Annotated in this window: 24 protein-coding genes; 15 read left to right on the forward strand and 9 right to left on the reverse strand. The window is 65.1% G+C overall.

Features of this window, described 5'->3' with window-relative positions; translation table 11 throughout:
• Positions 1-14 precede the first annotated feature (14 nt).
• Genes RTU05_RS01550 through RTU05_RS01560 form a run of 3 tightly spaced genes read left to right on the forward strand, consistent with a single transcriptional unit; the run spans position 15 to position 4,658 of the window.
• Positions 15-3,203, forward strand: coding sequence for an efflux RND transporter permease subunit (locus RTU05_RS01550; RefSeq protein ID WP_035308111.1), 3,189 nt, complete (start codon positions 15-17; stop codon positions 3,201-3,203).
• Positions 3,200-3,928 (forward strand): HupE/UreJ family protein, encoded by a 729-nt coding sequence (locus RTU05_RS01555; RefSeq protein WP_035308114.1) that lies wholly within the window; start codon positions 3,200-3,202, stop codon positions 3,926-3,928. The genes RTU05_RS01550 and RTU05_RS01555 overlap by 4 nt, the downstream gene beginning before the upstream one ends.
• 13 nt (positions 3,929-3,941) lie before the next feature.
• Positions 3,942-4,658, forward strand: coding sequence for a hypothetical protein (locus RTU05_RS01560; RefSeq protein ID WP_035308115.1), 717 nt, complete (start codon positions 3,942-3,944; stop codon positions 4,656-4,658).
• Positions 4,659-4,689: 31 nt separating this feature from the next.
• Here the strand turns inward: RTU05_RS01560 and RTU05_RS01565 are convergent, their stop codons facing one another.
• Complete coding sequence (locus RTU05_RS01565; protein WP_035308117.1) at positions 4,690-6,009, reverse strand: MFS transporter; 1,320 nt, start codon at positions 6,007-6,009, stop codon at positions 4,690-4,692.
• A gap of 70 nt (positions 6,010-6,079) precedes the next feature.
• Between RTU05_RS01565 and RTU05_RS01570 the strand changes: the two genes are divergently transcribed.
• The 5 genes from RTU05_RS01570 to RTU05_RS01585 all read left to right on the forward strand — a co-directional run bounded on the left by RTU05_RS01570 (position 6,080) and on the right by RTU05_RS01585 (position 10,976).
• Positions 6,080-6,355 carry a metal-sensing transcriptional repressor gene (locus RTU05_RS01570; RefSeq protein WP_035308120.1) on the forward strand — a complete coding sequence of 92 codons (276 nt, stop codon included), beginning with the start codon at positions 6,080-6,082 and terminating at the stop codon, positions 6,353-6,355.
• 7 nt (positions 6,356-6,362) lie between these two features.
• Positions 6,363-7,481: a nickel/cobalt efflux transporter gene (locus tag RTU05_RS01575; protein WP_271145752.1), complete on the forward strand. Its 1,119-nt coding sequence runs from the start codon at positions 6,363-6,365 to the stop codon at positions 7,479-7,481.
• A gap of 9 nt (positions 7,482-7,490) precedes the next feature.
• Positions 7,491-7,658 carry a DUF1289 domain-containing protein gene (locus RTU05_RS18250; RefSeq protein WP_081836171.1) on the forward strand — a complete coding sequence of 56 codons (168 nt, stop codon included), beginning with the start codon at positions 7,491-7,493 and terminating at the stop codon, positions 7,656-7,658.
• A gap of 598 nt (positions 7,659-8,256) precedes the next feature.
• Positions 8,257-9,255, forward strand: a complete 999-nt coding sequence (locus RTU05_RS01580; RefSeq protein ID WP_312595145.1) for a hypothetical protein — start codon at positions 8,257-8,259, stop codon at positions 9,253-9,255.
• Between the two features lie 164 nt (positions 9,256-9,419).
• Positions 9,420-10,976 carry a strawberry notch C-terminal domain-containing protein gene (locus RTU05_RS01585; RefSeq protein WP_409411580.1) on the forward strand — a complete coding sequence of 519 codons (1,557 nt, stop codon included), beginning with the start codon at positions 9,420-9,422 and terminating at the stop codon, positions 10,974-10,976.
• Between the two features lie 5 nt (positions 10,977-10,981).
• Here the strand turns inward: RTU05_RS01585 and RTU05_RS01590 are convergent, their stop codons facing one another.
• Both RTU05_RS01590 and RTU05_RS01595 read right to left on the reverse strand, forming a co-directional pair.
• Complete coding sequence (locus RTU05_RS01590) at positions 10,982-11,413, reverse strand: type II toxin-antitoxin system VapC family toxin (protein ID WP_035305778.1); 432 nt, start codon at positions 11,411-11,413, stop codon at positions 10,982-10,984.
• Positions 11,410-12,018: a DUF433 domain-containing protein gene (locus RTU05_RS01595; protein ID WP_291537800.1), complete on the reverse strand. Its 609-nt coding sequence runs from the start codon at positions 12,016-12,018 to the stop codon at positions 11,410-11,412. Before RTU05_RS01595 ends, RTU05_RS01590 begins: the two co-directional genes overlap by 4 nt.
• 347 nt (positions 12,019-12,365) lie before the next feature.
• Between RTU05_RS01595 and RTU05_RS01600 the strand changes: the two genes are divergently transcribed.
• On the forward strand, positions 12,366-13,700 hold the full coding sequence (locus tag RTU05_RS01600; RefSeq protein WP_191554966.1) for a site-specific integrase: 1,335 nt from the start codon (positions 12,366-12,368) through the stop codon (positions 13,698-13,700).
• 148 nt (positions 13,701-13,848) lie between these two features.
• Positions 13,849-15,189 (forward strand): hypothetical protein, encoded by a 1,341-nt coding sequence (locus RTU05_RS01605; protein WP_191554967.1) that lies wholly within the window; start codon positions 13,849-13,851, stop codon positions 15,187-15,189.
• A 29-nt stretch (positions 15,190-15,218) separates the two neighbouring features.
• On the opposite strand, the gene RTU05_RS01610 is transcribed toward RTU05_RS01605, so the two are convergent.
• From RTU05_RS01610 to RTU05_RS01630, 5 genes are all read right to left on the reverse strand, one after another.
• Positions 15,219-16,106, reverse strand: a complete 888-nt coding sequence (locus RTU05_RS01610; protein WP_312595150.1) for a hypothetical protein — start codon at positions 16,104-16,106, stop codon at positions 15,219-15,221.
• Positions 16,107-16,281: 175 nt separating this feature from the next.
• Positions 16,282-17,718, reverse strand: coding sequence for an aldehyde dehydrogenase family protein (locus RTU05_RS01615; RefSeq protein ID WP_191554969.1), 1,437 nt, complete (start codon positions 17,716-17,718; stop codon positions 16,282-16,284).
• A 31-nt stretch (positions 17,719-17,749) separates the two neighbouring features.
• Positions 17,750-19,396 carry an acetolactate synthase large subunit gene (locus tag RTU05_RS01620; RefSeq protein ID WP_191554970.1) on the reverse strand — a complete coding sequence of 549 codons (1,647 nt, stop codon included), beginning with the start codon at positions 19,394-19,396 and terminating at the stop codon, positions 17,750-17,752.
• A gap of 569 nt (positions 19,397-19,965) precedes the next feature.
• Positions 19,966-20,631 carry an SDR family NAD(P)-dependent oxidoreductase gene (locus tag RTU05_RS01625; RefSeq protein ID WP_224761173.1) on the reverse strand — a complete coding sequence of 222 codons (666 nt, stop codon included), beginning with the start codon at positions 20,629-20,631 and terminating at the stop codon, positions 19,966-19,968.
• The gene (locus RTU05_RS01630) at positions 20,523-20,999 is read right to left on the reverse strand and encodes a hypothetical protein (RefSeq protein WP_291537832.1); all 477 of its coding nucleotides are present in this window, start codon (positions 20,997-20,999) and stop codon (positions 20,523-20,525) included. The genes RTU05_RS01625 and RTU05_RS01630 overlap by 109 nt, the downstream gene beginning before the upstream one ends.
• 338 nt (positions 21,000-21,337) lie before the next feature.
• Here RTU05_RS01630 and RTU05_RS01635 point away from each other — a divergent pair, with 338 nt between their 5' ends.
• Positions 21,338-21,970, forward strand: coding sequence for a hydrolase (locus tag RTU05_RS01635; protein ID WP_191554971.1), 633 nt, complete (start codon positions 21,338-21,340; stop codon positions 21,968-21,970).
• 609 nt (positions 21,971-22,579) lie between these two features.
• Here RTU05_RS01635 and RTU05_RS01640 read toward each other — a convergent pair.
• Complete coding sequence (locus tag RTU05_RS01640; RefSeq protein ID WP_191554972.1) at positions 22,580-22,987, reverse strand: thermonuclease family protein; 408 nt, start codon at positions 22,985-22,987, stop codon at positions 22,580-22,582.
• A 110-nt stretch (positions 22,988-23,097) separates the two neighbouring features.
• Here RTU05_RS01640 and RTU05_RS01645 point away from each other — a divergent pair, with 110 nt between their 5' ends.
• The 4 genes from RTU05_RS01645 (at position 23,098) to RTU05_RS01660 (ending at position 25,919) form a co-directional block, all read left to right on the forward strand.
• Positions 23,098-23,724: a RadC family protein gene (locus RTU05_RS01645; protein WP_291537816.1), complete on the forward strand. Its 627-nt coding sequence runs from the start codon at positions 23,098-23,100 to the stop codon at positions 23,722-23,724.
• A gap of 116 nt (positions 23,725-23,840) precedes the next feature.
• Positions 23,841-25,094, forward strand: a complete 1,254-nt coding sequence (locus RTU05_RS01650) for a site-specific integrase (RefSeq protein ID WP_191554974.1) — start codon at positions 23,841-23,843, stop codon at positions 25,092-25,094.
• 14 nt (positions 25,095-25,108) lie between these two features.
• Complete coding sequence (locus RTU05_RS01655; RefSeq protein ID WP_409411583.1) at positions 25,109-25,510, forward strand: thermonuclease family protein; 402 nt, start codon at positions 25,109-25,111, stop codon at positions 25,508-25,510.
• A gap of 43 nt (positions 25,511-25,553) precedes the next feature.
• Positions 25,554-25,919 carry a type II toxin-antitoxin system RelE/ParE family toxin gene (locus RTU05_RS01660; RefSeq protein ID WP_191554975.1) on the forward strand — a complete coding sequence of 122 codons (366 nt, stop codon included), beginning with the start codon at positions 25,554-25,556 and terminating at the stop codon, positions 25,917-25,919.
• Position 25,920: the final 1 nt, after the last annotated feature.

Genomic DNA, 25,920 nt, shown 5'->3' on the forward strand with positions numbered 1-25,920 from the left:
GGGGCGCGAGAACCATGCTTGCACGCATCATCGCCCTGTCGATCCGCTTCCGATGGGCGGTCATGGGGCTCGTCCTCCTGGCCTGCGCCATCGGCGTCTGGAGCTTCCAGCGCCTGCCGATCGACGCCACTCCGGACATCACCAACGTCCAGATTCAGATCAACACCGAAGCCCCCGGCTATTCGCCGCTGGAGGCCGAACAGCGCATCACCTTCCCCGTCGAGACCGCCGTCGCAGGCGTTCCGGGCCTTCAATACACCCGCTCGGTTTCGCGATACGGGTTGAGCCAGGTGACCGTCATCTTCGACGACGGCACCGACATCTATTTCGCACGCCAACTGGTGAATGAGCGCCTCCAAAGCGCCCTCGGTCAGCTTCCCCCCGGCGTCACCCCTGAACTTGGCCCTATCGCCACCGGCCTCGGGGAGATCTTCATGTATACGGTCGAGGCCGAGCCGGGTGCACGACGTCCCGACGGCCAGCCCTATACGACCGAAGACCTGCGCACGCTTCAGGACTGGGTCATCCGGCCCCAGCTTCGCAACACGCGCGGTGTCACCGAGGTCAACACCGTCGGCGGCTACGAGCGTCAGTATCACGTCACACCCGATCCGCAGCGGCTGGCGGCCTACGGGGTGACCATGGCCGAGGTGGTCGAAGCGCTGGACAACAACAACGCCAACGTCGGCGCGGGCTATGTCGAGCGCTTCGGCGAACAGTATCTGATCCGGGTGCCGGGGCAGGCTTCGACGAGTGAAGACCTGGGCAACATCGTGATCGCCACGCGTGGGGGCGTTCCGATCCGCATCCTGGACGTCGCCGACATCGGAATGGGCCAGGAACTTCGCACCGGCGCCGCGACCGAGAACGGCAAGGAGACGGTCCTTGCGACGGTTCTCATGCTGGCTGGCGAGAACAGCCGTATCGTCGCCCAGGCCGCCGCCGCCAGCCTGCAGGAAGCCGCCAAGGCCCTGCCGCCCGGTGTCGTCGCCACGCCGGTCTACGACCGCACCGAACTGGTGGAACGCGCCATCCACACCGTCGAAAAGAACCTCGTCGAGGGCGCCCTGCTGGTCATCGTCGTGCTGTTCCTGCTGCTCGGCAACATCCGCGCGGCCCTGATCACGGCGGCGGTCATTCCCGTCACCATGCTGATGACCATCACCGGCATGGTGCGGACCGGAACCTCCGGCAATCTGATGAGCCTCGGCGCGCTCGACTTCGGCCTGATCGTGGACGGCGCCGTCATCATCGTCGAGAACTGCCTCAGGCGCTACGGCGAGGCCCAGCATCGCCTGGGTCGTATCCTGACCCGCGAGGAACGGTTCGATCTGGCGGCGACCGCCTCCAGCGAGGTAATCCGGCCCTCGCTATTCGGGGTCATGATCATCACCCTGGTCTATGTCCCCATCTTCGCCCTGACCGGGGTGGAGGGGAAGACCTTCCACCCGATGGCGATCACCGTCGTCATCGCCCTGACGGCAGCGCTCCTGCTGTCCCTGACCTTCGTACCCGCCGCCGTCGCCATGTTCGTCACCGGCAAGGTCGAGGAGAAGGACAGCTTCCTGATGCGCTGGGCCCGGGTGGGTTATCAGCCGGCGCTCGACTTCGCGCTCAGGACCCGCAGCCTGATGATCGGCATTGCGGTCGTGCTGGTGCTGCTCGCCGGGTTCGGGGCGTCGCGGATGGGCTCGGAGTTCGTGCCCAATCTCGACGAAGGCGACATCGCCATGCACGCCCTGCGCATCCCGGGCACCAGCCTGACCCAGGCCGTGCAGATGCAGACTGCGTTGGAAGCCCGCATCGCCCGCTTCCCCGAGGTGGAGCGGGTCGTGGCCAAGATCGGCACCGCCGAGGTCGCCACCGATCCGGTGCCGCCCTCGGTCGCCGACACCTTCATCATGCTGAAGGACAGGAAGGATTGGCCGAACCCTCGCAAGTCTCGCGGCGACCTCGTCGCCGAGATGGAAGAGGCCGTGAATGAGATTCCCGGCAGCAAATACGAGTTCACCCAGCCGATCCAGATGCGGTTCAACGAACTGCTGAGCGGGGTGCGGGCCGACGTCGCCATCAAGGTCTATGGCGACGATCTCGACGAACTGCTGCGCCTCGGCGCCGAGATCGAAGCCATCGTGGCCTCGGTGGACGGGGCCGCCGATCCCCAGACCGAACAGATCACCGGCCTGCCGGTGCTCCAGATCACACCCAACCGACCCGCCATGGCGCGCCTTGGCCTGAGCATCGAAGACGTCCAGTCGGTTATCTCCACCTCGATGGGCGGCACGACCGCCGGGCAAATCTTCGAGGGTGACCGTCGTTTCGACGTCGTTGTCCGCCTGCCCGAGCGTCTGCGCGCCGACACCAACGCCATCGGTCGTCTCCAGGTCCCGCTCCCGGCGGGCGAAGGACAGCCGCGTCAGTTCGTGCCCCTGAATGAGGTCGCCACGATCGAACTCACAAAGGGTCCGAACCAGATCAGCCGAGAGAACGGCAAACGCCGCATCGTGACCACGGCCAATGTCCGCGACCGCGACCTGGGTTCGTTCATCCGCGAGGTTCAGGACCGGGTCGATGCTGAGGTCGCCATACCGGCCGGCTATTGGGTCACCTATGGCGGAACGTTCGAGCAGTTGATCTCGGCCGCCAAACGATTGCAACTCGTGGTTCCCGCGGTGTTGCTGCTGATCTTCGGCCTGCTGTTCGCCTTGTTCCGCTCGGTCAAGGACTCGGCCATCGTTTTCTCCGGCGTGCCTCTGGCCCTGACCGGAGGGGTGGCCGCCCTGATGCTGCGTGGGCTGCCTCTGTCGATCTCGGCGGGGGTCGGATTCATCGCCCTGTCCGGGGTCGCCGTGCTCAACGGTGTCGTCATGGTCACCTTCATCCGCAGCTTGATCGCCGAAGGGAAGCCTCTTGGCGAGGCAATCCGGGAGGGGGCGCTGACCCGTCTTCGCCCGGTGCTGATGACGGCGCTCGTCGCCAGCCTCGGCTTCGTGCCCATGGCCTTGAACGTCGGAGCCGGCGCCGAGGTCCAGCGCCCGCTGGCCACGGTCGTCATCGGCGGGATCATCTCCTCGACCCTGCTGACCCTGCTCGTGCTCCCCGCCCTCTACAGCCTCGTCCACGGCCGCCCGTCTTCGCCGAACGGCGTCAGACGGTCGTGGCGTGAGCGGCTTCCCTTCGCATACTCCCGGAGGACTTCATGAACCCGCGTCTCCAGCGCGCGACCGCCTGGTTGCGAACGCCCATCGGCCTGCTGAGCGCAGGCCTGTTGGTGCTCTTCCTCAACGGCCTGTTCACCGCCACCCTGGCGCACGGGGTGGCGGCAGGGGACAAGGGCTACATCCAGGAGACGTCCGGCATCGTCTTCTGGCCCTTCGTCTATCTGGGGGCCAAGCACATGGTCACCGGTTACGACCATCTGCTGTTCCTGTTCGGGGTGATCTTCTACCTCTACCGCCTCAAGGATATCAGCCTCTACGTCACCATGTTCGCCGTCGGGCATTCGACGACCCTGCTGCTGGGCGTGATGCTGAACGTCAACGTCTCCAGTTATCTGATCGACGCCATCATCGGCCTGTCCGTCGTCTACAAGGCGCTCGACAACATGGGGGCCTACCGACGCTGGTTCGGTGTCCAGCCGGACGCCAGGGCCGCGACCCTGGCGTTCGGTCTGTTCCACGGCCTGGGTCTGGCGACCAAACTGCAGGACTTCCAGCTGTCTTCAGACGGCCTCTTGGTCAACCTGATCGCCTTCAACATCGGCGTGGAGATCGGCCAGCTTCTGGCGCTCGGAGCCATCCTGATCGCCATGGGATTCTGGCGCCGGACCGCCAGCTTCGGGCGCCACGCCTATCTGGCCAACGTCATCCTCATGATCCTCGGTTTCATCCTGACGGGCTATCAGCTCGTCGGCTTCTTCGTCGCCTGACGGGAGACCTTCCATGCAAAATCTCAATCAACCCGATCCCGCCGAACTGCCGTCGACGGCCAAGCTGCTCAAGTCTACCGGCGTCGCCGTCGTCATCGCCTCGGCCCTGCTGGTCACCGTGGTCCTTCCAGCCGAGTACGGCGTCGATCCTACCCGCATCGGCTCGGTCTTCGGGCTGACCGAGATGGGCCGGATCAAGCGCCAACTCGCCGTTGAAGCTGCGGCTGAAGCGGCCTCAACGGCGGCGGTCATTACATCCACGAGGACCGCGCCTGCCTTGCCGGCAGCCGCACCAGTGGGCTCACCAGACACCGCAACTCAGGAGCCGGCCAGGTCTGCCAAGACCGAAGCCGTCCCGCCAGCGGTCACGACCCAGACGGCAGCCGCAGCTACGACAACCAATGGCGCATCGGCGGGTCGCAGCCATCGCACGTCCCTGACCCTTGAGCCTGACGAGGGGGCCGAGATCAAAATGGCCATGGGGGACGGCGCGAAGGCGAACTTCACCTGGTCCACCAGTGGCCCGGCGGTGAACTATGACACCCATGGTGACGGCCAAGGGATCACCTATCACGGCTATAGCAAGGGAACCTCCGCCCGCGAGACGGGGGTGCTAACGGCCGCTTTCGCGGGTCATCACGGCTGGTTCTGGCGTAACCGCAGCGGCGAGCGTGTCACCATCACGCTTCAAACCTCGGGCGACTACGAGAGCGTCGATTTCGTCGACTGAGGCTTACGGTCGGATGTCTCCCGCCTTGGGCTCACTCCTTCGTCGTCGGCCATCGCGGGTGGCGCTCGTCGATGACGAAGGGATGGCTGTGCAACGCCTCTCCGGATTGACCGTCCAGATGCGGATCGTCTTCGGCCGGTGCGTCATGCCGATGCGGCAGGTCCGTCGGGTCGTTCGCAGGCCAGACTACAAATCCTAGGACCGTTCCGAACGCGCACAGGGCGGCCAGCACCAGAAAGGCCGCGCTGGGGTCCGCAGCCGCGCTGACCAGACCGGCGACCGGATAGGCGATCAGCCAGGCGGCGTGGGACAGGGCGAACTGCGCCGCGAACAGGGCCGGACGATCCTGTGCGTTGGAAGACCGACGCAAGGCGCGACCCGCCGGTGTGAGGGTCAGCGAATAGCCGACGCCCATGACGGCCCAGAGGATGAGCAGGGCGACATAGGTGGTCGCCAGCACCGATCCCCCAAGCAGCACCAGGGTCATGATCGCGGCGCCCCACAACATGGCGGTCCGGTCTGCGACCCGGTCCAGCAGGCGAGGCAGGGCGATCGCCGCCGCCATCGACCCCGCCCCGAAAGCCGCTAGCGCCCAGGCGGCGGCTTGGCCGGACATGGCGAAGCGGGACTGCACCAGGACGACCGTGTTGACGAACACCATGGCCCCGCCGGCGGCCTCGGCGATGCTGATGGCGATCAGACCGCGCAGACGTGGCGTCAAAGCGAACAGGCGAACCCCGCCCGTGAGCCGCTGGATGAAGGGTTTCTGAGCCGTCTGCGTCAGTACCGGCAGTGCAGCCGTGACGACGAAAAGGGCCGAGATAACGAAGCCGAGGGACGTCCCGGCGAACAGATTGTTGTAGCTCATGAAGGCGAGGAGCACGGCCGCCAGCACGGGACTGGCCACGCTCTCGAGATCGGCCGCGAGGCGCGAGAGCGACAGGGCCTTGGTGTATTCCGCCTCGTCAGGCAGCAGGTCGGGGATCATCGCCTGGAACGCCGGGGTGAAGGCCGCCGAGGCGACGTACAGCACCGTCATCAGGGCATAGACCTCCCAGGCCTCGCCAACGAACGGCAAGGCGCCGGCGACACAGGCCCGGACGACATCCAGCGAGACCAGCAGGGCCTTGCGGGGAAGCCTGGCCGCCAGGGCGCTCGCGAAGGGCGCGACGCCGATATAGGCGATCATCTTGATGGCCAGGGCCATCCCCAAGACTTCGCCGGCATTGGCCCCGGCCAGATCATGCGCCAGCAGACCCAGCGCCACCGTCGCCATGCCCGTGCCGAGCAGGGCCGCGACCTGGGCGATGAACAGATGCCGGTAACCGGCATGGCGAAGCGGTGAAAACATCGAACGTCGTCCTGCGGCGGGTAACCAAGAGAGGCTGGTCTTATCCCCTCCAGGGGGATAGCATAGCCTCATGGCTCACGTCGTCCACGAATCCCACCCCGAGATCATCAATCGGCTGAAGCGCGCCGAGGGTCATCTGCGCAAGACCATCGCCATGATCGAGGGTGGGCGAACGTGTCTGGATCTCGCCCAGCAGCTTCATGCGATCGAGAAGGCCGTGGCGGCGGCCAAGAAGACCCTGATCCACGATCACATCGACCATTGCCTCGCCCATGCGGCCGAGGGCGACCCGGCCGAGGCCCGTCGGGCCATGGCCGAGTTCAAAGACATCACCAAATACCTGTGAGACGCCGATGACCCCGTTTGCAGACCTGCTCGCGCAGGGCTCGGCCCATGCCTGGCTGTTCATTCCTTCCGCCCTGCTGCTGGGAGCCTTGCACGGGCTGGAGCCCGGCCACTCCAAGACGATGATGGCGGCCTTCATCGTCGCGGTGCGCGGTACGGTCTGGCAGGCGATCCTGCTGGGTTTGTCGGCGACGCTGTCCCATACGGCCATCGTCTGGGCCATCGCCCTGACCGGGCTCTACTTCGGCCAGTTTTTCGACATCGAAGCCTCGGAGGGCTGGTTCCAGCTGGCCTCGGCCGTGATCATCCTCGGTGTCGCCGCATGGATGCTCTTCGCCACATGGCGCGAGCAGAACGCCGTCCACAACGAGCATGATCGTGACCACGACCATGACCACGACGAGACGCGCTGGATCGACACCGGCCATGGCGTCGTCAGCCTGAGTATCTTCGAGGACGGCGTGCCCCCACGGTTCCGGTTCGCTCCGGAGAAAGGGCCGGTTCCGAGGGCCGACGACGTCATCGTCGCAACCACCCGGGCGGACGGCTCCGTCCAGACATTCCACTTCGAGACACGCGACGGTTATCTCGAATCGGCAGACGTCATTCCTGAACCCCATGCGTTCACCGCAAGGCTGGTCCTGGGCCACGGCAATCACACCCACGAGTTCGATGTCGAGTTCGCCGAACACGATCACGAACACGCTCATGACCACGGCGGGCTTGATGTCTCGGACCCCGGCTATCAGGACGCCCACGAACGCGCCCACGCCAACGACATCAAGAAGCGGTTCGCCAACCGCAAGGTGACCACTTGGCAGATCATGCTCTTCGGCCTGACAGGCGGCCTGATCCCGTGCCCGGCCTCGATCACCGTCCTGCTGCTCTGCCTGCAGCTGAAGCAGGTGGCCTTGGGTGCGACCCTCGTCCTGTGCTTTTCGATCGGATTGGCGGCGACCATGGTCACCGTCGGTGTCGCAGCGGCGATCGGGATGCGGCATGCGGAGAAGCGCTGGTCGGGAGGTTTCGCGGCTTTTGCACGAAAGGCGCCCTATTTTTCAGGGGTTCTGATCGCTGTCGTCGGCCTGGTCTTGACCTGGCAGGCCGTCGTCTCCCTGGCCCGGTAGACAGGTGGGATGGCCAAGACACCCTGTATCGATGTCTGCACTTTCGACGCCCGCTCCGGTTTTTGCGCAGGCTGTGGACGCACGCGGTTGGAAGTCGCGGGGTGGCGCAAACTCACTCCGCATCAGAGGAAAACCATCGAACGCGACTTGCGACGTCGCCTGACGGGACGCTCGTAGGGCGCCTCGCATCCACATACTTGCCGCAGCGATCCGCCTATGACCTTGGGCCCCCGCGAGCCGACGACTTCCTCCTAGCTGATGGCTCGCAGGGAACTCGGAAGGGAAGTGGCCAAGGGGTCCGACATGCGCGCGGATGGACGAGGGGACTGCCACTCCAAGTTGGATTTCGGCAGGGCTTGCGGGGTCCAGCAGGCTCGCGTCCTAATCTCCCCCTTCGCGTCCACCGGCGGCACGCAGCAGGTCGCCGACCCTTCGACCATTAAGGCGGCATGAGGCAATCACCCGATCATAGACGATGACGCGACCGTTACGACCGCGAACCGCCACGCACGTCAGGACACGTCCGCGAACCAAGCCCGACAATCGGTCCCGGTCAGCGCGTCCGGTCGGACTGTGGAGCTCGGGGGCGTTAAAATCCGACAGCCGGACCTCAATCCAGGTCGAGGGGTCACTGTTGGGGCCCGCACACAGGCTGTCACCGTCACCGATGTAGCGCACCAGACCGGAGAAGGACGCGCCCGCGCGGTCAGGCAAGGCCCGCATCGCTCTGGCGGATGTCGAGCACCCCGACGTCGCTGATCTCGCCATCGTCGATATGATCCACGCCAGGATCGCCTCCGATCAAACCGGATGCGGCGGCAGGGTCGTGACCACCATGGTGATGTGGCCGGCTACGGGGGCGGGCGTCGAAGTCCGCTGCTACACGCCGGAGGAACCCGAGGTCGACGACGGGGATGAGGACGTCGCGCCCGAGACCGCGCGTCGGACCTCGGCGCCACCGGCGTATATACCGCCAGAAGTCGAGGCTCCCGAGCCGGAGACAGAAGGCGTCAACCATGCCCTTCACGCCGTTCGGACCGATGTGGCGACGCGGGGTCTGATCCGCGCGCTGGCCGACGATCCCGGGGCGGCGCTGACAGCCTTGATCGCGCGGCTGTTCACCGTTCTTGTGCGACGCGCGCACGTCGCGCGGTCGGACTCGGCCCTTGCCATCACCGCCAGTGGGTTCAATCCCGCCAATGGGCGAGTCATCGAGGCACTGGACGGGGACGTGCGTCGCCGGCTCGAGGATCGTCGCACAGCCTGGGAAGCGTCCGGCGAGACCGTCATCGCCTGGGTCCACGGCCTTGCCCACGGCGAGAAGATGGGATTGCTGGCGGAGTTGACCGCCATCAGCCTCGACGTCCGGGAGGAGAAGACCTTCTCCATTCGCCGCAGCGCCCGGGCCGAGGCGGCGGAGCTGGCCGCTCTCTGCCAGGCGGACATCACCCTACACTGGACGCCCGACGCCCTCTTCCTGCAGCCCCACTCCAAGGGCCTGCTGACCGGCATGCTCGAGACCATGGGCGCCGAGGACGAGCGGGCGAAGACGCTCCGCAAGACGGAGCTGGTCGACTGGGTGGCCGAACAGGCTGCGCAACGGGCCTGGGTGCCGGCCGCCCTGTGCTGGGCCGCCCCGATCAACGCCGATCAGGATACCCCGGACATCGAGGACCAAGCGGCCGGCGGTGGCGTCGATGATGACGACGAGGGGGTCGGCGCCTTCGCCGTCACCCCGGCGGGTGAGGCGGCCCTGGGTTCTTCCGCCGCCTGATCGTCCGCACACGGAAGCATCGCAACGGCGACCCGCCGGTGCGGTGTTTCTCTGCGTCGTGCGCGCCGACGCGACTGCCGGGGAGACGAAGGAAGGGCGGGGCGAAGCGAGCCTGGAGGACCGAGAGGGAGGAGCCTTCCGCTCCAGGCGACCGGAGGCTTCCCATGTCCACGACCCGCAACCTCTCGCTGTTCGCCGACCTCGCCGTCGGGAATCTCCCCGCCAACATCCTGGCCGCCGCCCGTGCATTGGCCATCCATCTGGCCCGCTCGCGCCCGCTGGATCGACGCCTCGTGGCCGACGTCATGACCACCGCGTTCGGGGCGTCCGACGCCGAGGGCGGCTGGACCTGGCGTGACGCCTATGACGCTATCGAGGCCGCGACGGTGCTTCAGATACGCCGCCTCGCGCCGCAGATCGCCCGGCTCGAGGACGCCCCGGCCGAGATCGCCGCTCTGCTCGCGGGGGTCTCAGCGCTTGGCCTCACCCACAGCCGGCGCAGCGAGGAACAGGTCGCGCTGGATCAGTTCTCCACCCCGCCCCAACTCGGTGCCCTCGCGGTGCTGGCCGCGCAGGTTCGACCGAAGGACCGTGTCCTGGAGCCGTCGGCGGGGACCGGATTGCTGGCCGTGGTGGCCGAGCTGGACTCGATGACGCTCGAGACCTTCGTGGCCAAGACGAGCTTGAAGCTGCTCGACGACGACGGCGGCCTCAAACCCTCCGACGACCTGCCACCGATACACACGTTTCTGAGCCGGCTGCTGGCGCTGCGCATCGCCGACCAGAACGCCTTGTTCGCGGACTTCGACCGCATCCTGTCCGGCATCCTCGATCGAGCCGCCGCCTCCGGGGAACTGGACCGCGGGCTGGAGGACATCGAGGCCGAGGAACTGGAGGTCACGGATCAGGAAGTGATCCGGACCGATGTCTCGACCGGCGCCGAGACGGCTCTGGTGACCTTCTCGCTCAAGGTAAGGCGCGAGATCCTCGTCGCCGACGCCGCCCTGACTTGGGCGAAGGATGTCGCCCACCAGCTGGTCGTCAACGAGAAGTCGGGCCGCGCCGCGATTGCGGAACTCGGCTTGACCACCTCGACGAACGAGAACCGCCTGATCACCGCCGTGCGGCTGGTTCGGCCCGACGATCGCCAGACGATGGCCGAGAAGACGTTCGAGGAGTCGGCGTGGAGGCCGGCGGAGGTCTCGACCTGGCGGCGGGTCTGGGACGAAGAGGCCGCCGGGACCGACCCTTGGCGGACACGCGAACTGACGCTTGCCACGGGATTGCTGTTGCCGATTTGGGGCCGGTTGCCGGCGCGGGGTTGCTCGGTTCGCCGGGTCCGGGCGCCGGACGGACGCCGCTGGCTGGGGCGGGTTCTGGACCAGGTTCAGGCTCGAACTCTGAAGACGAGCCTGGGTCTGACCGACGTCGCCGAGGTTTGGGCGGACGGCGCGATAACCGCCGCCACGATCCTCGACCGCAACGTCCAGCTATCGCTGGAGGGCGGGCTGTGGCTGAAGCGGTCCCGCGTTATGGACCGCTGGCGCATCGAGGTGGTGGGAGGCCGGACGGATCGCGACGCCCTGGTCGCCTCGGGCTGTTTCGTGGAGATCATCGCCTACACGGCTCGGGTCTTCGTCCCGGTTGAGCGGCCGACCGTGTTGGAGGTGGTGCTGCGCCGCCATCCGGTTCAGACCGTCCTCGACGGGCAGGCCGCCTGAGCGGGTCAGACCGGCGTCGCCTTCGGCGGGGACCGGGACGGGTTCAGAAGGGGGACGCCGCGACCCGTCACATCCTTGATATTGGCGGTGACGAGCGTCAGACCGTGGACCAGCGCGGTCGCGGCCAGGGCGGTATCCTCCTCGTCGCCGTCGCGCTCGGCCAGCATCCGGCCCCAGACGGCGGCCACGGCTTCGTCGATGGGCAGGATGCGGCCCGCATAGGCGGCGATGACCGCGTCCACGCCCTGTGTGATCGCCGCGGCGGCAGGATGGTCAGCGGCTGTCGCCCGCTCCGCTCCGTATCGCAACTCGCGGACAGTCATGGCGCTGATGCAGAGCTCGTGGTCATCGACCGACCGGAGCCAGGCCAGGATGTTGGCGGACGGTTTGGGCTTGCTGCTCTGGCTGACGACGTTGGTGTCAAGCAGATAGATCATCCCCTCGGCCGCATGAACGGCTCGAGCCCGCCAAGGTCGGCTCCCTGCATCGCGCGCTTCGCCGACGTCGCCGGGTAAGGGCGACCGGATTTGGGATGGGCGCGCGCATAAGCGGTCGCCGCCTTGATCTTGGCGAGCGACAGCGACGGGTAGTCCTCGAGGATCTCCTCATCGGTGGCTCCGCCTGCCGAGAGCGCCGCCAGGCGATGGACCTCGATGTCGGTGCCTCTTACGACGGGAGCGCCGTGTTTGATCTCGATGGCGCGATCCACGGCCTCCAGCGCCTTCAGGCGTTGCGCGACATTTGTCCGATGCCGCTTCAACTGCACGATGAGCGGCCCGACAGAGACGCTGGCGGACTGCGCGGGCTCCTTGGCCACGGCGACGTAGAGGTCGTCGAGCGCGGACGGCGTCAGGGTGTGGCGATAGGTGGCCACCATGTCGAGATAGACGAGATCGGTCAGGCCGACGCATCGCACGGCGCGCTTGGCCGGACCTGAGGCCTCTGGCTTGAGCGGTCGGCGGTTGACGTCGCGTTTGATCGCGTCGAGCGGTTGATCAAGGACGAACGCCGCTTCGGGCAGAGTCCACTGGGGATCGGACATCGAACAAGCCTCCTAATATGATCCAATATAGGATCACATTGTGGGTTCGGCAATGTCGGTGAGACCCAGGATCGCGTGCGCGACCGAACACCGTCCAAAGGAGCGGAGGAAGGGAGTTTCCGGGTGAAGCGGGATTGGGGAGATCGGCTCCCCGACGGCTTCGGATATCCAGGAGACTGACATTAGGATAATGTTCCTATTTCATGCCTTTTCAGGTCATCTCATTCTGTTCCAACTTACGGAAAAGATTGTAGAAATCCTGTTTTCCGGTACGATGTGCAAATCGCGGAAACAGGTAGCAAATCGCACTTTCTGCTACCCATACGCTACCTTTTTTGGGCCGTTCGATGCCGAAACTGACGAAGAAACTGATTGAAAACCTAGAACCCGCAGCCGCCGAGTTCTGCGTGTGGGACACCCAGGTCACAGGCTTTGGAGTTCGCGTCAGGCCCGGAGGCGGACGCAGCTATGTCCTCTTTTATCGACTGGGAGGCCGGTTCCGGAAGCTCACCCTTGGCAAGGCCGACGGAGGGTATGGTCTTGATGAGGCGCGTGACCGGGCGATCGAGAAACTTCAGGACGTGAGGGACGGGGTCGATCCCCAAGCCCAGAAGGTCGCCGACAGGAACGCGCTGACCGTGGAAGCGCTGACCGACCTCTATCTCGAGCAGGGACCCGCGCTGAAGCCGAATAAGAAGGACTCAAGCTGGGAGACGAACCGCATCATGTTCGATTGCCACATCAAGCCGCTGCTCGGCCGGCATCTCGCCCGCGACGTCACCGCGATGGATGTGTCGCGGATGCAGTTCGACATCTCTCAGGGCAAGACGGCCAGAAACGTCATGCTTGGACACCGTCGTCGGTCGAAGGTGAGGGGCGGCAAGCGCGTGGCCGCGATGGCGGTGATCACGCTCGGGGCGGTCTACGAGTTCGCGATTAAGGCCGAGTATCTCCAGAAGAACCCGACCAAAGGCGTCGAAAGGTTCAAAACGATCCGAAAGGAGCGATACCTATCCGAGCGGGAAATTGCCGCGCTCGCCGAGGCCTTGGCGGAGTTTGAGCGCGAGGACGAGCGCTACGCCGTCATGGCCGACTCGGTGCGCCTGCTGATGCTGACCGGGTGCCGCAAATCGGAAATCCTGACGCTGCAATGGGACTTCGTCGACTGGTCCAAGGGCTGCCTGCGCCTCCCCGAGTCAAAGACTGGGGCCAAGGTCGTGCCGCTGGCCGACGATGCGATCGCGGTGCTCCGGCGTCGTTGGGACGAGACCCGAGCTCCCGAGGCGTCGAGGGGCCACAACTCGGGGGACACGACGCCGGCGCTTGGCACGGGATCGCCCTGGGTGCTGCCCGCCCTGAAGGGAGACGGCCACTTCGTCGGCCTCCCCAATCTGTGGACCAAGGTCAAGGCAAGAGCGGATGCGATCCTGCATCGGCGGATCCACGACCTGGGCGGCGACCTTCGCGAAGTCCGGTCATTAACGACCGTCCGACTCCATGACCTCCGGCACAGTTTCGCGAGCTTCGCCATCGCGGATGGCGCGTCACTGTTCCTCGTCGGAAAGGTTCTCGGCCATAAGCAGGCGAGGACGACCGAGATCTACGCGCACCTGAGCGATGATCCGCTGAAGCTTGTGGCGAACAAGACGGCAGCGAGACTGAGCCAGGCCATGAGGTTCTAGCCGCTGCTCTATCATTGCCGCTTAAGCACCCTCCCTTACAGCTCCCAGCCGACAGTTAGACGGTCGCGGCCCGGAGGCAACAGGCCACTCACCCTCCGCCAACGAGAGGCCTCTTGCCCCGCCACAGCTTTAACGTTGATGGTGGGCTATGCCTTTCCCCGACCCAAACTGGATCGCGCCGCGCACGGGCCACGATTGGCGTGACGAAGACGTGCGCGCCGCGGTCGATTGGCTGAAAGGCTTCGTGCCGGTCAGTGAAATGGAGGGCCGGCTTGAGGTCCAGCGCGCTCACCTTGCGTCGGCGCTCGAAGCTTGGAAGCGAGGCCAACACGCCGATCCCTTTGATCCATCCGACGCCGCGGCGTGGTGGATCGTCCAGGGCGAGGCCTTCGCCGCCAACCGCGAGAGCTTCGTGCCGGACGCCATGGTTCGGTCTGTTCCCTACCTGAAGCGCCTCGGCCTGGAGTTGGGGCGATTGCGGGCGATACCGGGTGCCGAGGACCGGGCCGCGCGCCTGATGACGGGCGATCGGCGCCAGCCCGAGCCCGGCATTTATGAACTGCTGGTCGCCCTAGCCTGGAACAGGCATGGCTGGGACACCCGGTTCGTACAAGAAATCCGTGGCGGACCGCCGACCCCGGACTTGCATGCCTCCCGGGGCACTCGTCGCTGGGCCATCGAATGCAAGCGCCTCATGCCATCGGCCTACGCCATCAAAGAGCGTCAGCTTGGCTTGGCGCTCGCTGCGCCCGTCCATCGCCTGAGGGAGCGCCTGGACACGTCCTTCATCCTGACAATCGACTTCAAGGTCGAACTTCAGGACGTCCCGCCCGACTATCTCGTAAACCGGGTGGAGACGGCCCTTCGCGAAAAGCGGGCAGTCTGGTCCGATCAGGTCTCGGACGGTGCGATCGCCGCGCCGACCTGGCATCTGGCGCGCCGGGTCATGGCCCATGACGACGTGTTCTACGGGTCGAGCCGGATGATCGAACTGGTCTCCGGCAACTACGATCACGAAGCCGACCACAGCTTCTCGGCCCGGTGGCGCCCGGCGAAGAAGCGGCCAATCTACGCCCATACCATCTACCGTGTGAGCGTTGTGACCTGGACAAGTTCCTCGCCCGCCGCCATCCGGCACAAGGCCAAGCACTTCCGGCAGGTGGTTGCGAAGGCCGAGCGGCAGCTGCCGGCCGACCGGCCTGGTGTCGTCCACGTCGGCGTCGAGACCATGGGCGGACGCGACGTGAACACCGTCAGGCACGTTCGAAACATGGTAGAGGCCCACCAGTTCACGCCCGACAATCCGCGCTTCCGCTGGGTATACGCCAACTACTTGCGCCCTGAACTGACCACGGATCGAAATGAGACCTGGGCGCTGACGGAGTCGATGGCGCCCTACCGTATCGGCCGGCACGCGACGCCGTGGCCGCTTCCGGATCATCTCTTAGTAAGCGAGGAGGCCGAGTCGAGTCCTGGTCTTCGGTTCTGACCGGGGATGCGGATCGTATGAGCGCGCACCTAGGTCGATGTTTTCTTCGTTCCTGGTTTCAAGGCAAAGGTTCCGGCAACCACGCCCGCAGCAATGGTCGCGCTAGAAGTTGTGTCCAGATGGAGCATCGCCTCGCACGCCTTTAAAGTACCTAGCGCGGGGAGGGCGGATGCCGCGAGCGGGGGGAGCCCATTGACGAAGAGTTCTCCAGTTTCCTTTCCAAGACGAAATACGCCTTGGAAAAGCTCACTAACCGCAGCCCATTGGGTTTCAAAAGGGCGTCCTGCGCGGGCCAAACGCAGCAGGTCGCCGAGTTCCCGATGGAGCCTGTGGAGAGCGTCGATCTCCTCCCACAGAAGCGGTTGAGATGCGTTTGAGGCTCCCGGAATGCTCCGATCACGGATCAGCCGTTCCAGACCTTCAAGAGCAATCGGCGCTAGCCGGACCACTCGTTGCGCTCGCGCTGTAAGCGGCATGTCAAAGTTATCGAACGGCTCATCCTCTGAGGAAGAAGGAGTTGGCTCGATCGCTACAGGAAGACTGCCTGGGAGGGGTGCAAATGGCGTGTCTTTGGGTTTGTCGGGCCAAAAGGTGCGAGCGTAGTTTGTTGATCTCGGGCGAAAAACGAGCTCCATGTATTCGCCGAGGGGTTCAAATGCCTCATGCACGTGGGCGATCTGCTCATCAATCGAAAGGCCAGTTCTGGCCAGATATCGCGTGAGCGCCGGCAGGTCCGCGCTGTCTTCGACGAAGTCTGGCACAAGGTCGGACATACCGGTGTCGCGCGTAAAATGACGCCGGAGAAATGCGTAGGCGGGCTCGAGATTGACGCTTGGTTCGAGCAACGCGGTTTCGATAAGGTCCGTAAAAGCGAGCAGAAGATCCCAGTGGTCCTCAGGCATGTCTTCGACAGCCAACGTAAACCGCCCCATGTTCCGTCCTCGTATGGTGATGCGCTCCACCATACTTCGGAGTCGCAAGAGCGAGCTTATCCGAAGAGGCCGCCAGCCACGATCCGATCATCCAGTCGTCGGCCAAAGCGTCTCTGCCCCTGGCTTCCGGACTTCAACGCCGGATGTGGAGCGATGGCGACTACCCGTGCCTTCTGATCACCAGGTTGCGGATTTCGGTCATGTCTTCCATGGCGAACTTGACCCCCTCGCGTCCCAGCCCTGAATCCTTGACCCCGCCATACGGCATGTTGTCCACGCGATAGCTGGGAACGTCGCCGATGAGCACGCCGCCGACCTCCAGCACCTCCCAGGCCCGCATCGCCTTGTGGATGTCGCGAGTGAAGATACCGGCCTGCAGGCCGAACCGGCTGTCGTTGACCTCTTCCAGCGCAACCTCGAAATCGGAGAAACGGGACAGGATCGCGACCGGCCCGAACGCCTCCTCGTCGCGGATCTTCAGGCCCCGACCTACGCCCTCCAGCAGCGTCGCTTCCAACATCGCGCCCTGACGGCCGCCGCCGCACAGTAGGGTCGCGCCCGCAGCGGTAGCCTCGGCGATCCAGCTCTCAAGCCGGCGCGCCTCCCCCTCGTCAATCATGGGGCCGATGAAGACGTTCTCGTCCAGAGGATCGCCAGAGACGAGCGCGCGGACCTTGGTGACCAGCATGTCCCGCAAGGCCTCGTAGATGTCCTCGTGGATCAGGATGCGCTGCACGCCGATGCACGACTGCCCCGACTGGTAAAAGGCCCCGAAGATGATCCGGTCCGTGGCGTCCGCCAGATCGGTATCGCGATCGACGATCACCGCAGCATTGCCGCCGAGCTCCAGCACCACCTTCTTCTTGCCGGATCTGGCCTTGAGGGCCCAGCCCACCTCGGGCGAGCCCGTGAACGAAAGCAGCTTCAACCGGTCGTCGGTGGTGAATAGATCCGCGCCGTCGCGGGTCGCCGGCAGGATGGAGAAAGCGCCTTTGGGAAGGTCGGTCTCGGCCAGCACCTCGCCGATGATCAAGGCGCCCAGCGGCGTCCTCGACGCAGGTTTCATCACGAAGGGGCAGCCGACGGCCAGCGCCGGGGCGATCTTGTGCGCCGCAAGGTTCAGAGGGAAGTTGAACGGTGAGATGAAGGAGCAGGGGCCGATCGGAACGCGCTTCCACATGCCTTGATATCCTTTGGCGCGGGCGGAGATGTCCAGCGGCTGGACCTCGCCGGTCATGCGCACGGATTCCTCGGCCGCGATGCGGAAGGTGTCGATCAGTCGGCTGACCTCGCCGCGCGAGTCCCGGATCGGCTTACCGGCCTCGATGCACAGGGCATAGGCCAGTTCGTCCGCCCGTTCCTGGAACCGAGTCACGCAATGGGCGAGGACCGCCTGGCGTTCGTAGGCCGCCATCTCGGCCATCGGACGCGTGGCCTGAACCGCCGCGCCGATGGCCTTGTCGATCGTCGCCGCGTCGGCCAGGGCGACCCTTGTCGCCACCTCGCCGGAGTATTTGTTGGTGACCTCGAGGTCCTGGTTCGGGCTCAGCGCCTCATTGGCCAGGTAGAGCGGATAGGACGTCTTCAGGGAGGGCAAAGGATCGCTCCGGCATAGGCTGGCGGTTGACCTAGAGCGCGGCGCTCAGGTCACGAATGTCAGTGTTCAGAATACGGTCGTTGTCGGCATAGTCGACCGGAACCTCCACCAGATGGACGCCCGGCGTATCGAGGCAGGCCCGCAAGAGGTCTGGCAGGCCTTCCGCGCTGGTCGCGCGGTGCCCGTGTGCTCCGTAGGACTCGGCGTATTTGACGAAGTCCGGATTGCCGTAGGTCAGACCCCAGTCGGCAAAACCCATATGCGCCTGTTTCCAGCGGATCATGCCGTAACTGTTGTCGTTGAGAACCAGAACGACCAGGTTGAGCCCCAGCCTGACGGCGGTTTCCATCTCCTGGCTGTTCATCATGAAGCCGCCGTCGCCGCAGACGGCCATGACCTTTCGCCCCGGGCAGATCATGGCCGACGCCATCGCCGAGGGCAGGCCGGCGCCCATGGTGGCCAGCGCGTTGTCCACCAGCATGGTGTTGGGCATGTAGGCCGGGTAGTTCCGGGTGAACCAGATTTTGTAGACGCCGTTGTCGAGGCAGACGATGCCGTCGTCCGGCATCACCTGCCGGATCTGGTCGACCAGGTATTGCGGATAGACCGGATAGCGCGTGTCACCCACCGAGGCGGCGGAATGCGCGATCTCGGCGCGCCGGAACCGCTCCATGTCCGCGAATGTCCAGTCGGCCTGCGGGTCAAGGGCTTCCTTCAGCTGCCAGATGGCGTTGGCTATGTCGCCGACCACCTCGATCTGGGGGAAATAGACAGGATCCACCTCGGCTGTGCGGAAGCCGATGTGGATCACGTCGCAACCCTCGGCAGTCATGAAGAAGGGCGGCTTCTCGATGACATCATGGCCGACATTGATGATGACGTCCGCCGCATCGACGACGCGATGAACGAAGTCGCCTGACGAAAGAGCGGCGCAGCCGAGATATTTCGGATTGCGCTCGTCGATGACGCCTTTGCCCAGTTGGGTGGTGATGAAGGGGATGCCGGTTTTCTCGACGAACTCGGTAAGCATCCGGCTGGTCATCTTGCGGTTGGCGCCCGCCCCGACGATCAGAAGCGGGGATTTGGCCCGCGCAATCCGGTCGGCCGCGATCTGGATCGACTTGGGGTCTGGAATGGGACGGCGCACCTGGCTCGCGGGGATCGGGCCGTTGTCGGTCTGTTCGCGGGCGACGTCTTCGGGCAGCTCCAGATGCGTCGCGCCGGGCTTTTCCTCCTGGGCCAGGCGCACGGCCTCGCGCACCCGGGCGGGGATGTTGTCGGCCGAGGCCAGTTGATGCGTGTATTTGGTGATCGGCCGCATCATGTCGACCACATCCAGAATCTGGAATCGTCCCTGTTTGGAGGACTTGATCGGCTTCTGGCCGGTGATCATCATCATTGGCATGCCGCCCAGCTGCGCATAGGCGGCCGTGGTGACGAGATTGGTCGCGCCTGGACCCAGCGTCGCCAGGCAGACGCCGACCTTGCCCGTGTGCCGGCCATAGGTCGCCGCCATGAATCCTGCGCCCTGTTCGTGGCGCGTGAGGATCAGCCGGATCTGTTTTGATCGGGACAGGCTGTCCAGAAGGTCGAGATTCTCCTCGCCCGGCACGCCGAATACGTATTCGACACCCTCCTGTTCGAGGCATGCGACGAACAGATCAGACGCCTTGGTCATGGAAACTCCGGGGTCAGGTGACGATCAACTCCCGGACTGGGGGGCCGGGCGTAGGTGGATCAACGATGGGGCGGTCAACCGACGCGCGATTGATCCTGTAGCTGGCGAACGGTGGCGCGGTCGCCCTGAAGCTCGACCGACTGCTGGCCGATCAGGTGGTTATACCGTCTCGAAAGTAGCGAGATAGGCGCTGAAGTGTGGACCGGCGTAGAAAAGGGATCCCGTTAGCTGTGTGGTCGGCGTCAATAAGGACCCCTGATCCCTGAAGCCTAACGGTGGCGGCTTGGCGGATAGCGCGCGCCGTTTGCTGAATGATCGGATCACGCTTCGCGGCCTGCTCGGTTGGCCGCAGAAAGCCACAGCCTTGCTTGCTGCTCCAAAGCAGACGTCGTGAAGCGCCGTTCTCAGTCCTTGAGGCATGGAGCGACCGGTAGGGATTCGATCCCAGAACCCGCGAGCCTTCCAACGCCAGATCGACGTTATAAACCGCTGCTCTGCGCCGCTACCGACGGCGTCGCCCGTGTCAACGCCCGCATCGGCAATGCGCCGATGCGGGCGTCTTTGACAGGCTAGGCGTTCGCGCCGCCGTCGACCGTTATAACCGTGCCGTTGATCATGCTGGCCGCCGGGCTGGCCAGGAAGGCGACGGCGTCGGCGATTTCGCGCGGGTCCGCATAGCGTCCCACGGACGACAGACCGCGCTGAAAATCGGCGCCTTCGCCGTCAGCCGGATTGGCCTCGGTATCGGTCGATCCTGGCGAGACGAGGTTCACGGTGACGCCGAGCGGACCAAGCTCCCGCGAAAGGCCGCGCGTGAAGGACAGTAGAGCCGATTTCGTCATGGCGTAGGCCGTCACCCCAGGGAAGGGGACCCGATCACCCAAGGCGGAGCCGATCGAGATGATCCGCCCGCCCTGACCGAGGTGCGGGATCGCGGCCTTGGAAAAGGCGACGGGTCCGCGAACATTCACGTCCATCAGGGTCTGGAATTGAGCGAGGTCCAGATCCGCGACGGGACCGGCTAGTCCGATGGCCGCGCTATTGACCAGGATGTCCAAGCCGCCGAGCGCATTGACCGTCTCAGCTACGGCGCTCTCGATGGCGTCGGTGTCGGCGCTGTCGGCCTTCACGGCGAGGCCGCGGCGCCCGACCTTCTGGATCGCAGCGACGACGCTGTCCGCGCGCTGCGGGGAGTTTTGGTAGGTGATGGCGACGTCCGCGCCGCGCTCGGCCAAGGCCTGAGCAATCGCAGCGCCAATAGCGGCATATAGCCCGGGGCCAGGACGACGGCGATGAAGCCGATATCGGTGGCGCTCACGGCCACGAGGTTGATCCACCAGCCCCGTGAACTGTTCCGCCAGTTCAGGACCACCGCGGCTACGATCGCTATCAGGGCGAAGCAGAGCAGGTTCCAGGCGTTCTGCAGAACTCGCGCGCGTTCCATGCCGTCCGCCATCTGCTGTCCGAGACTGTAGACCTTCCACGCCGCCTGAACGTGGAGCAGGCCCCAGATCACGTAGGCGACCGCGCCCGCCTTCGCCAGCCAGGCGGCGGCCGGGGCTGAGGAGGGGGGCGGGGCGGAGCGGGGGCGCTGAAGCGTCATGACGGTCTCTGGTCTCGTGTTGTCGCGCCGAAGCCTTCTTGGCGACCGGTGCTCGGGCGATGTCCGCACGGCGCCGCCGTGTCAGGTTTCCGCTCGTGACGGGGTTGCCAGGGGCGGGCCCCCGGGAAGGTCTAGCCCGTCGGCTGACCAGCGGCGGCGCCGGACTGGAGAACACTGAGTTCTCCCGGTCCAGGCGGACGGCGACAGGCGAGGGGGCTACCTTGACCCCATCGTCGCCTTGGCCGGGCTTCCCCCCAATCCCCCGACCCGGCCGGGCGTCGTCAGCCTGCGTGCTTGCGCGCAGGCGCATCCCGATCTCAACGCCAGGAGTATCTGTAATGGCTAGCGAACCCATCCGTGATCCGAAAACCGATCACCTCCTCACGCCGCAAAACTGCGCTTTTCTTCTGATCGACTATCAGCCGATCCAGGTCAGCTCGATCCGGTCCATCGGCCAGGAGGAACTGCTCTTCAACATCGTCCACACCGTCAAGGCGGTCGTGAATTACAACGTCCCGGTCATCCACTCGTCGGTGAACGTGGCGACGGGCCTCAACAAAGCGCCGATTCAACCCCTCATGGACCTGCTGCCTGACACGCCGGTCATCGACCGCACGACGGTGAATGCGTGGGAAGATGTGGAATTCAAGCAAGCCGTCCTCGCCACGGGCCGCAAGAAGCTGATCATGACCGCGCTGTGGACCGAGGTCTGCCTTGCCTTCCCCGCACTCGACGCACTGCGCGAAGGGTTCGACGTCTACGTCGTGGCCGACGCGATCGGCGGCACCTCCGTGGCGGCGCATGAGCTCGGGCTGCGCCGCGTCGAGCAGGCCGGCGGCAAGCTCATCAGCAAAACTCAGCTGTGGTGCGAGCTCCAGCGCGACTGGTCCCGCAAGGATACGGTCCCGGGCTTCATGGACGTGTTCGAGAGTTGGGACGGGTTCAACCCCGAAAAGAACGCCCACGTCTAAGAGTTCTACCGCTCCCGCGCCCTTCCGAGGGCGCGGGCGCGACGCCTTGGTCTCTCTTCCCGCCGGTCGGCGAGAAGAGAGGTGGGCGCGCATGCAGGCCGTCATCAGGACCTTCACCTGCAGGATGTCGCCATGGACGACGATCGGATTGCGGCAATATTCTTCACACGGGTGTTCCCATCTCCACGTGGTTGGGGGCCGAACCCAACGGCGCGACCGTGAAATGCGCCGAACATGTTTTCACAAAATCCGGGACGGTCGGTTCTACGAGCAGAACTTCCTGCTCGACGGAGCGGCGATACACAGGCAGCTCGTGGTGAACTTGGCGCTGTACAGTCGGTCGCCCGGGCCGACCGGCCAGCGTCGAACCTGAGTTATGGCTGAGCGCCTTGAGCGCCAGTCGGCAAGGTAGAATCGACGCTTCAGACGATGTTGAGGAGTGGCTCGGGCGCCGCGATCTAGCCCTGCGATGATAGTCGCTTGGCTGGAGTTGCAATGGTTTTCGTGACGTCGGAAAGGCCGGTCACCCGCCCGGTTGTCAGCTATAGGGGGCCGGTCGGACTCGATCCTGGAGGATCGCGCCTAGGCCGAGCGAACGCGCCGTCGGTCCTAGTTGCCGCCTTCGCGGCCGCCGGCTTCCCGCAGCAGGTCGCCAATCCCTCGCCCGTTCAGGCGACAGGCGGCGACGACGCGAAGGTAGACGACGACCCGGCCGCTTCTGCCCCTGACCGCGACGCAGGTTAGCCTGCGCCCCCGCACCAGACTGGCCAGACGATCCCGGGCGCCGCGACCGGCCGGGCTGTTGAGTTCCGGGGCGTCAAAGTCCGACAGCCGCACCTCGATCCAGGTCGCCGGGTCCGCCGTGGAGCCAAGGCACAGGCCGTCGCCGTCCCCGACATAGCGGACCACCCCGGAGAAGGTTTCGCCGGCCCGGTCAGGCAGGCGGCCCTCGCACGGGTCGGCGCGGGCAGCGGCGGGGGTGAGGAGGAGGCCGGCGACAACGAGGAGCCATTTCATGGGCACAGGGTGAAGCGTGTCCGCCGCTTCGCCAAGACGCCGTCGATCGAAAGGGAAAGCGAGGGCGGCGGCGGGCGCTCCGATCAGGGAGCGCAGACCAGGAGGTCGCCATGAGATCGCTTCCCGACCGCGCGCCGGCATATCCGGCCCTTGCGGCTACACCCTCCTTCGCTGCCGAGCCGTCAACTCTCTCAAGTCTGGACGACCTGGCCCTGCTCGGCCTGCTGCTTGGGCGATGCCTGTCGGCGCCTATGGTCGGCGCCACCGCTGAGGCCCTCGTCGATCGGTTCGGGTCGCTCGGCGATATCGCCGCCGCCGAGGTCGCCGAACTCGGCCGGCTGCCCGGGATGGGTCCGGCGGCCATTCTGGATCTCAAGCTGTTGCGCGAACTGAGCGTGCGGCTGTCGCGGACCACGGCGTGCGCCCGCCCGGTCCTGTCATCCTGGAACGCGCTCACAGCCTATGCCCGGACGACCCTGGCCCATCTGCCCCGGGAACAGTTCCGAACCCTCTTTCTCGACCGCCGCAATCACCTCTTGCGCGACGAACTGGTCGCCGACGGCACGGTGGACCACGCGCCCGTCTATCCGCGGGAAATCATCCGGCGGGCGCTCGAACTGTCCGCCTCGTCCCTGATCCTGGTGCACAACCACCCCACTCGCTCAAATCGATCACGTTGGATCACGCACAAGCATGCTGAATCACTAGGAAATTCGCGAATTTTTAGCCTTGCGTAGTGGGGGCGGTTTTGTCAAATTGGGGGCGGTTTAAGGGGTAGGAAACGGCATTCCGCTCCCAGCAAGCGATCCCCTTTCTCCTTGACCGATCCCAGTTGCGGGACAGGAGAAACGTGATGCCAAGCCTGACCGATACCGCGATCCGACATGCGTTGAAGCGTGTCGAAGCGAGCCAGAAACAAGAAAACCTCGCCGATGGCGAAGGGCGCGGGACCGGGCGGCTCGTCCTCGTCCTGAAGCCGATGCCCAAACGCGTGACCGCCGACTGGATGGCGCAGCAATGGCGTGACGGCAAGCGCTCCAAGAAGAAGATCGGCGCCTACCCTTCCATGTCCCTCGCCGAGGCGCGCGAAATCTACAAGCGCGACTATGCCGACGTTATCCAGAAGGGCCGAAGCATCAGGATCGCGACGGACACCCGTCCCGGCACCGTCGCCGACCTTTTCGAAGGCTATGTCGCGTCGCTCAAAGCCGCAGGCAAGCCGTCATGGAAGGAGACGGAGAAGGGCCTGAACAAGATCGCCGACACGCTTGGCCGCAATCGTCTCGCCCGCGAGATCGATCCCGAAGAGATCGTCGAAGTCATCCGACCAATCTACGACCGAGGCGCGCGCGCGATGGCCGACCATGTCCGTGGCTATCTCCACGCGGCCTATGGCTGGGGCATGAAGTCCGACAACGACTATCGGAACACTTCGCCGCGCCGCTTTCGAATTCCCTTCAATCCGGCCACGGACATTCCGACCGAACCTAAGGTCCAGGGCACGCGCTGGCTCGACGAGGACGAGTTCGTCCGGCTCTATCGCTGGCTGGAAAGCCCCGACACGCCCATCCACCCGCCCTACACCCGCGCCGTCCGACTTCTCATGCTGACCGGCCAGCGGGTCCAGGAAATCGCTCGCCTCCATATCGACCAATGGGATGCCAAGGAGCGGATCATTGACTGGTCGAAGACCAAGAACCTTCAGCCGCATGCCGTCCCCGTGCCGTCGCTAGCCGCCGAGTTGCTCCAATCCATCAACGTGAACGAATATGGCTGGTTCTTCCCCTCAGCGACGGACCCGTCGAAGCCGGTCAGCCATGGCACGCTTTACTCGTTCATGTGGCGCCAGCGCGATCGCGGTGTGATCCCCTACGTGACGAACCGCGATCTCCGTCGCACCTTCAAGACGCTCGCCGGCAAGGCCGGTGTCTCCAAGGAAATCCGCGACCGTCTCCAGAACCACGCGCTTCAGGACGTCAGCTCCAAGAACTACGACCGCTGGAACTACATGCCCGAGAAGCGCGCCGGCATGGCGAAGTGGGACAAGTTCGTTCGCGCGATGCTGGCGAAGAAGAAAGGCACCGGCGCCTTGAAGAAGGCAGCGTGAGCGGTCGGCTTTTCGTGTTGGCCGCCGCGACCGCGACGTTCTGCTACGCCGCGCCCGCCCACGCAGATCCGTGCGAAGGCCCTCTCCCGTCGCGGGCCGGCGTCCAGTTTTCGGGACTCGTCCGATACGTGGGGGACGGCGACGGCCTCTGTGTCGGGCGAACGGCGGATCCCAATGAGTGGATTGAAATCCGCCTCGCCGATTTCAACGCCCCGGAGCTGCACGCTCCCGGCGGTCCCACAGCGAAGGCGGTGCTCGAACGCCTGGTTCTCCAACGTGAGGTCGTATGCACCTCCGAGCGCGGTCGCGGCGGTCATGTCCGCTCCTTTGATCGCGTTATCGCGCGATGCCGCATCGGTGCAGCCAGTCTTGGCGACCTGCTGCGCCAGGCCGGCGTAGCTGAGGGCGGCAACTGATGCGATCCAACTCGCCATTGACTCCACATAGCTTGGAGGCTATATGACTTGGAACGTCAGACTGCATGATGCCTTCGAGGCGGAGTTTCTGGCTTTCGAGCGCGAGGTCCAGACCGAATTGCTGGCGGTCGCGAAGCTGCTAGGCGAATACGGCCCGCAGCTCAGTCGGCCGTATGCTGACACGCTCAAAGGCTCGAAACACGCCAACATGAAGGAGATGCGTTTCTCGGCCGCCGATGGCGAATGGCGTGCTGCCTTCGCCTTTGATCCCGAACGGAAGGCCATCCTTCTCGTCGCGGGCGACAAATCGGGCGGCAGCCAGAAGCGCTTCTATAAGCAGCTTATTGCAAAGGCGGACAGCCGGTTTTCCGCACATCTGGAAAACCTGAAATCCGCAAAGAAGGACTGAT

The organism is Brevundimonas sp. (assembly GCF_032017145.1).
Taxonomy (GTDB): domain Bacteria; phylum Pseudomonadota; class Alphaproteobacteria; order Caulobacterales; family Caulobacteraceae; genus Brevundimonas.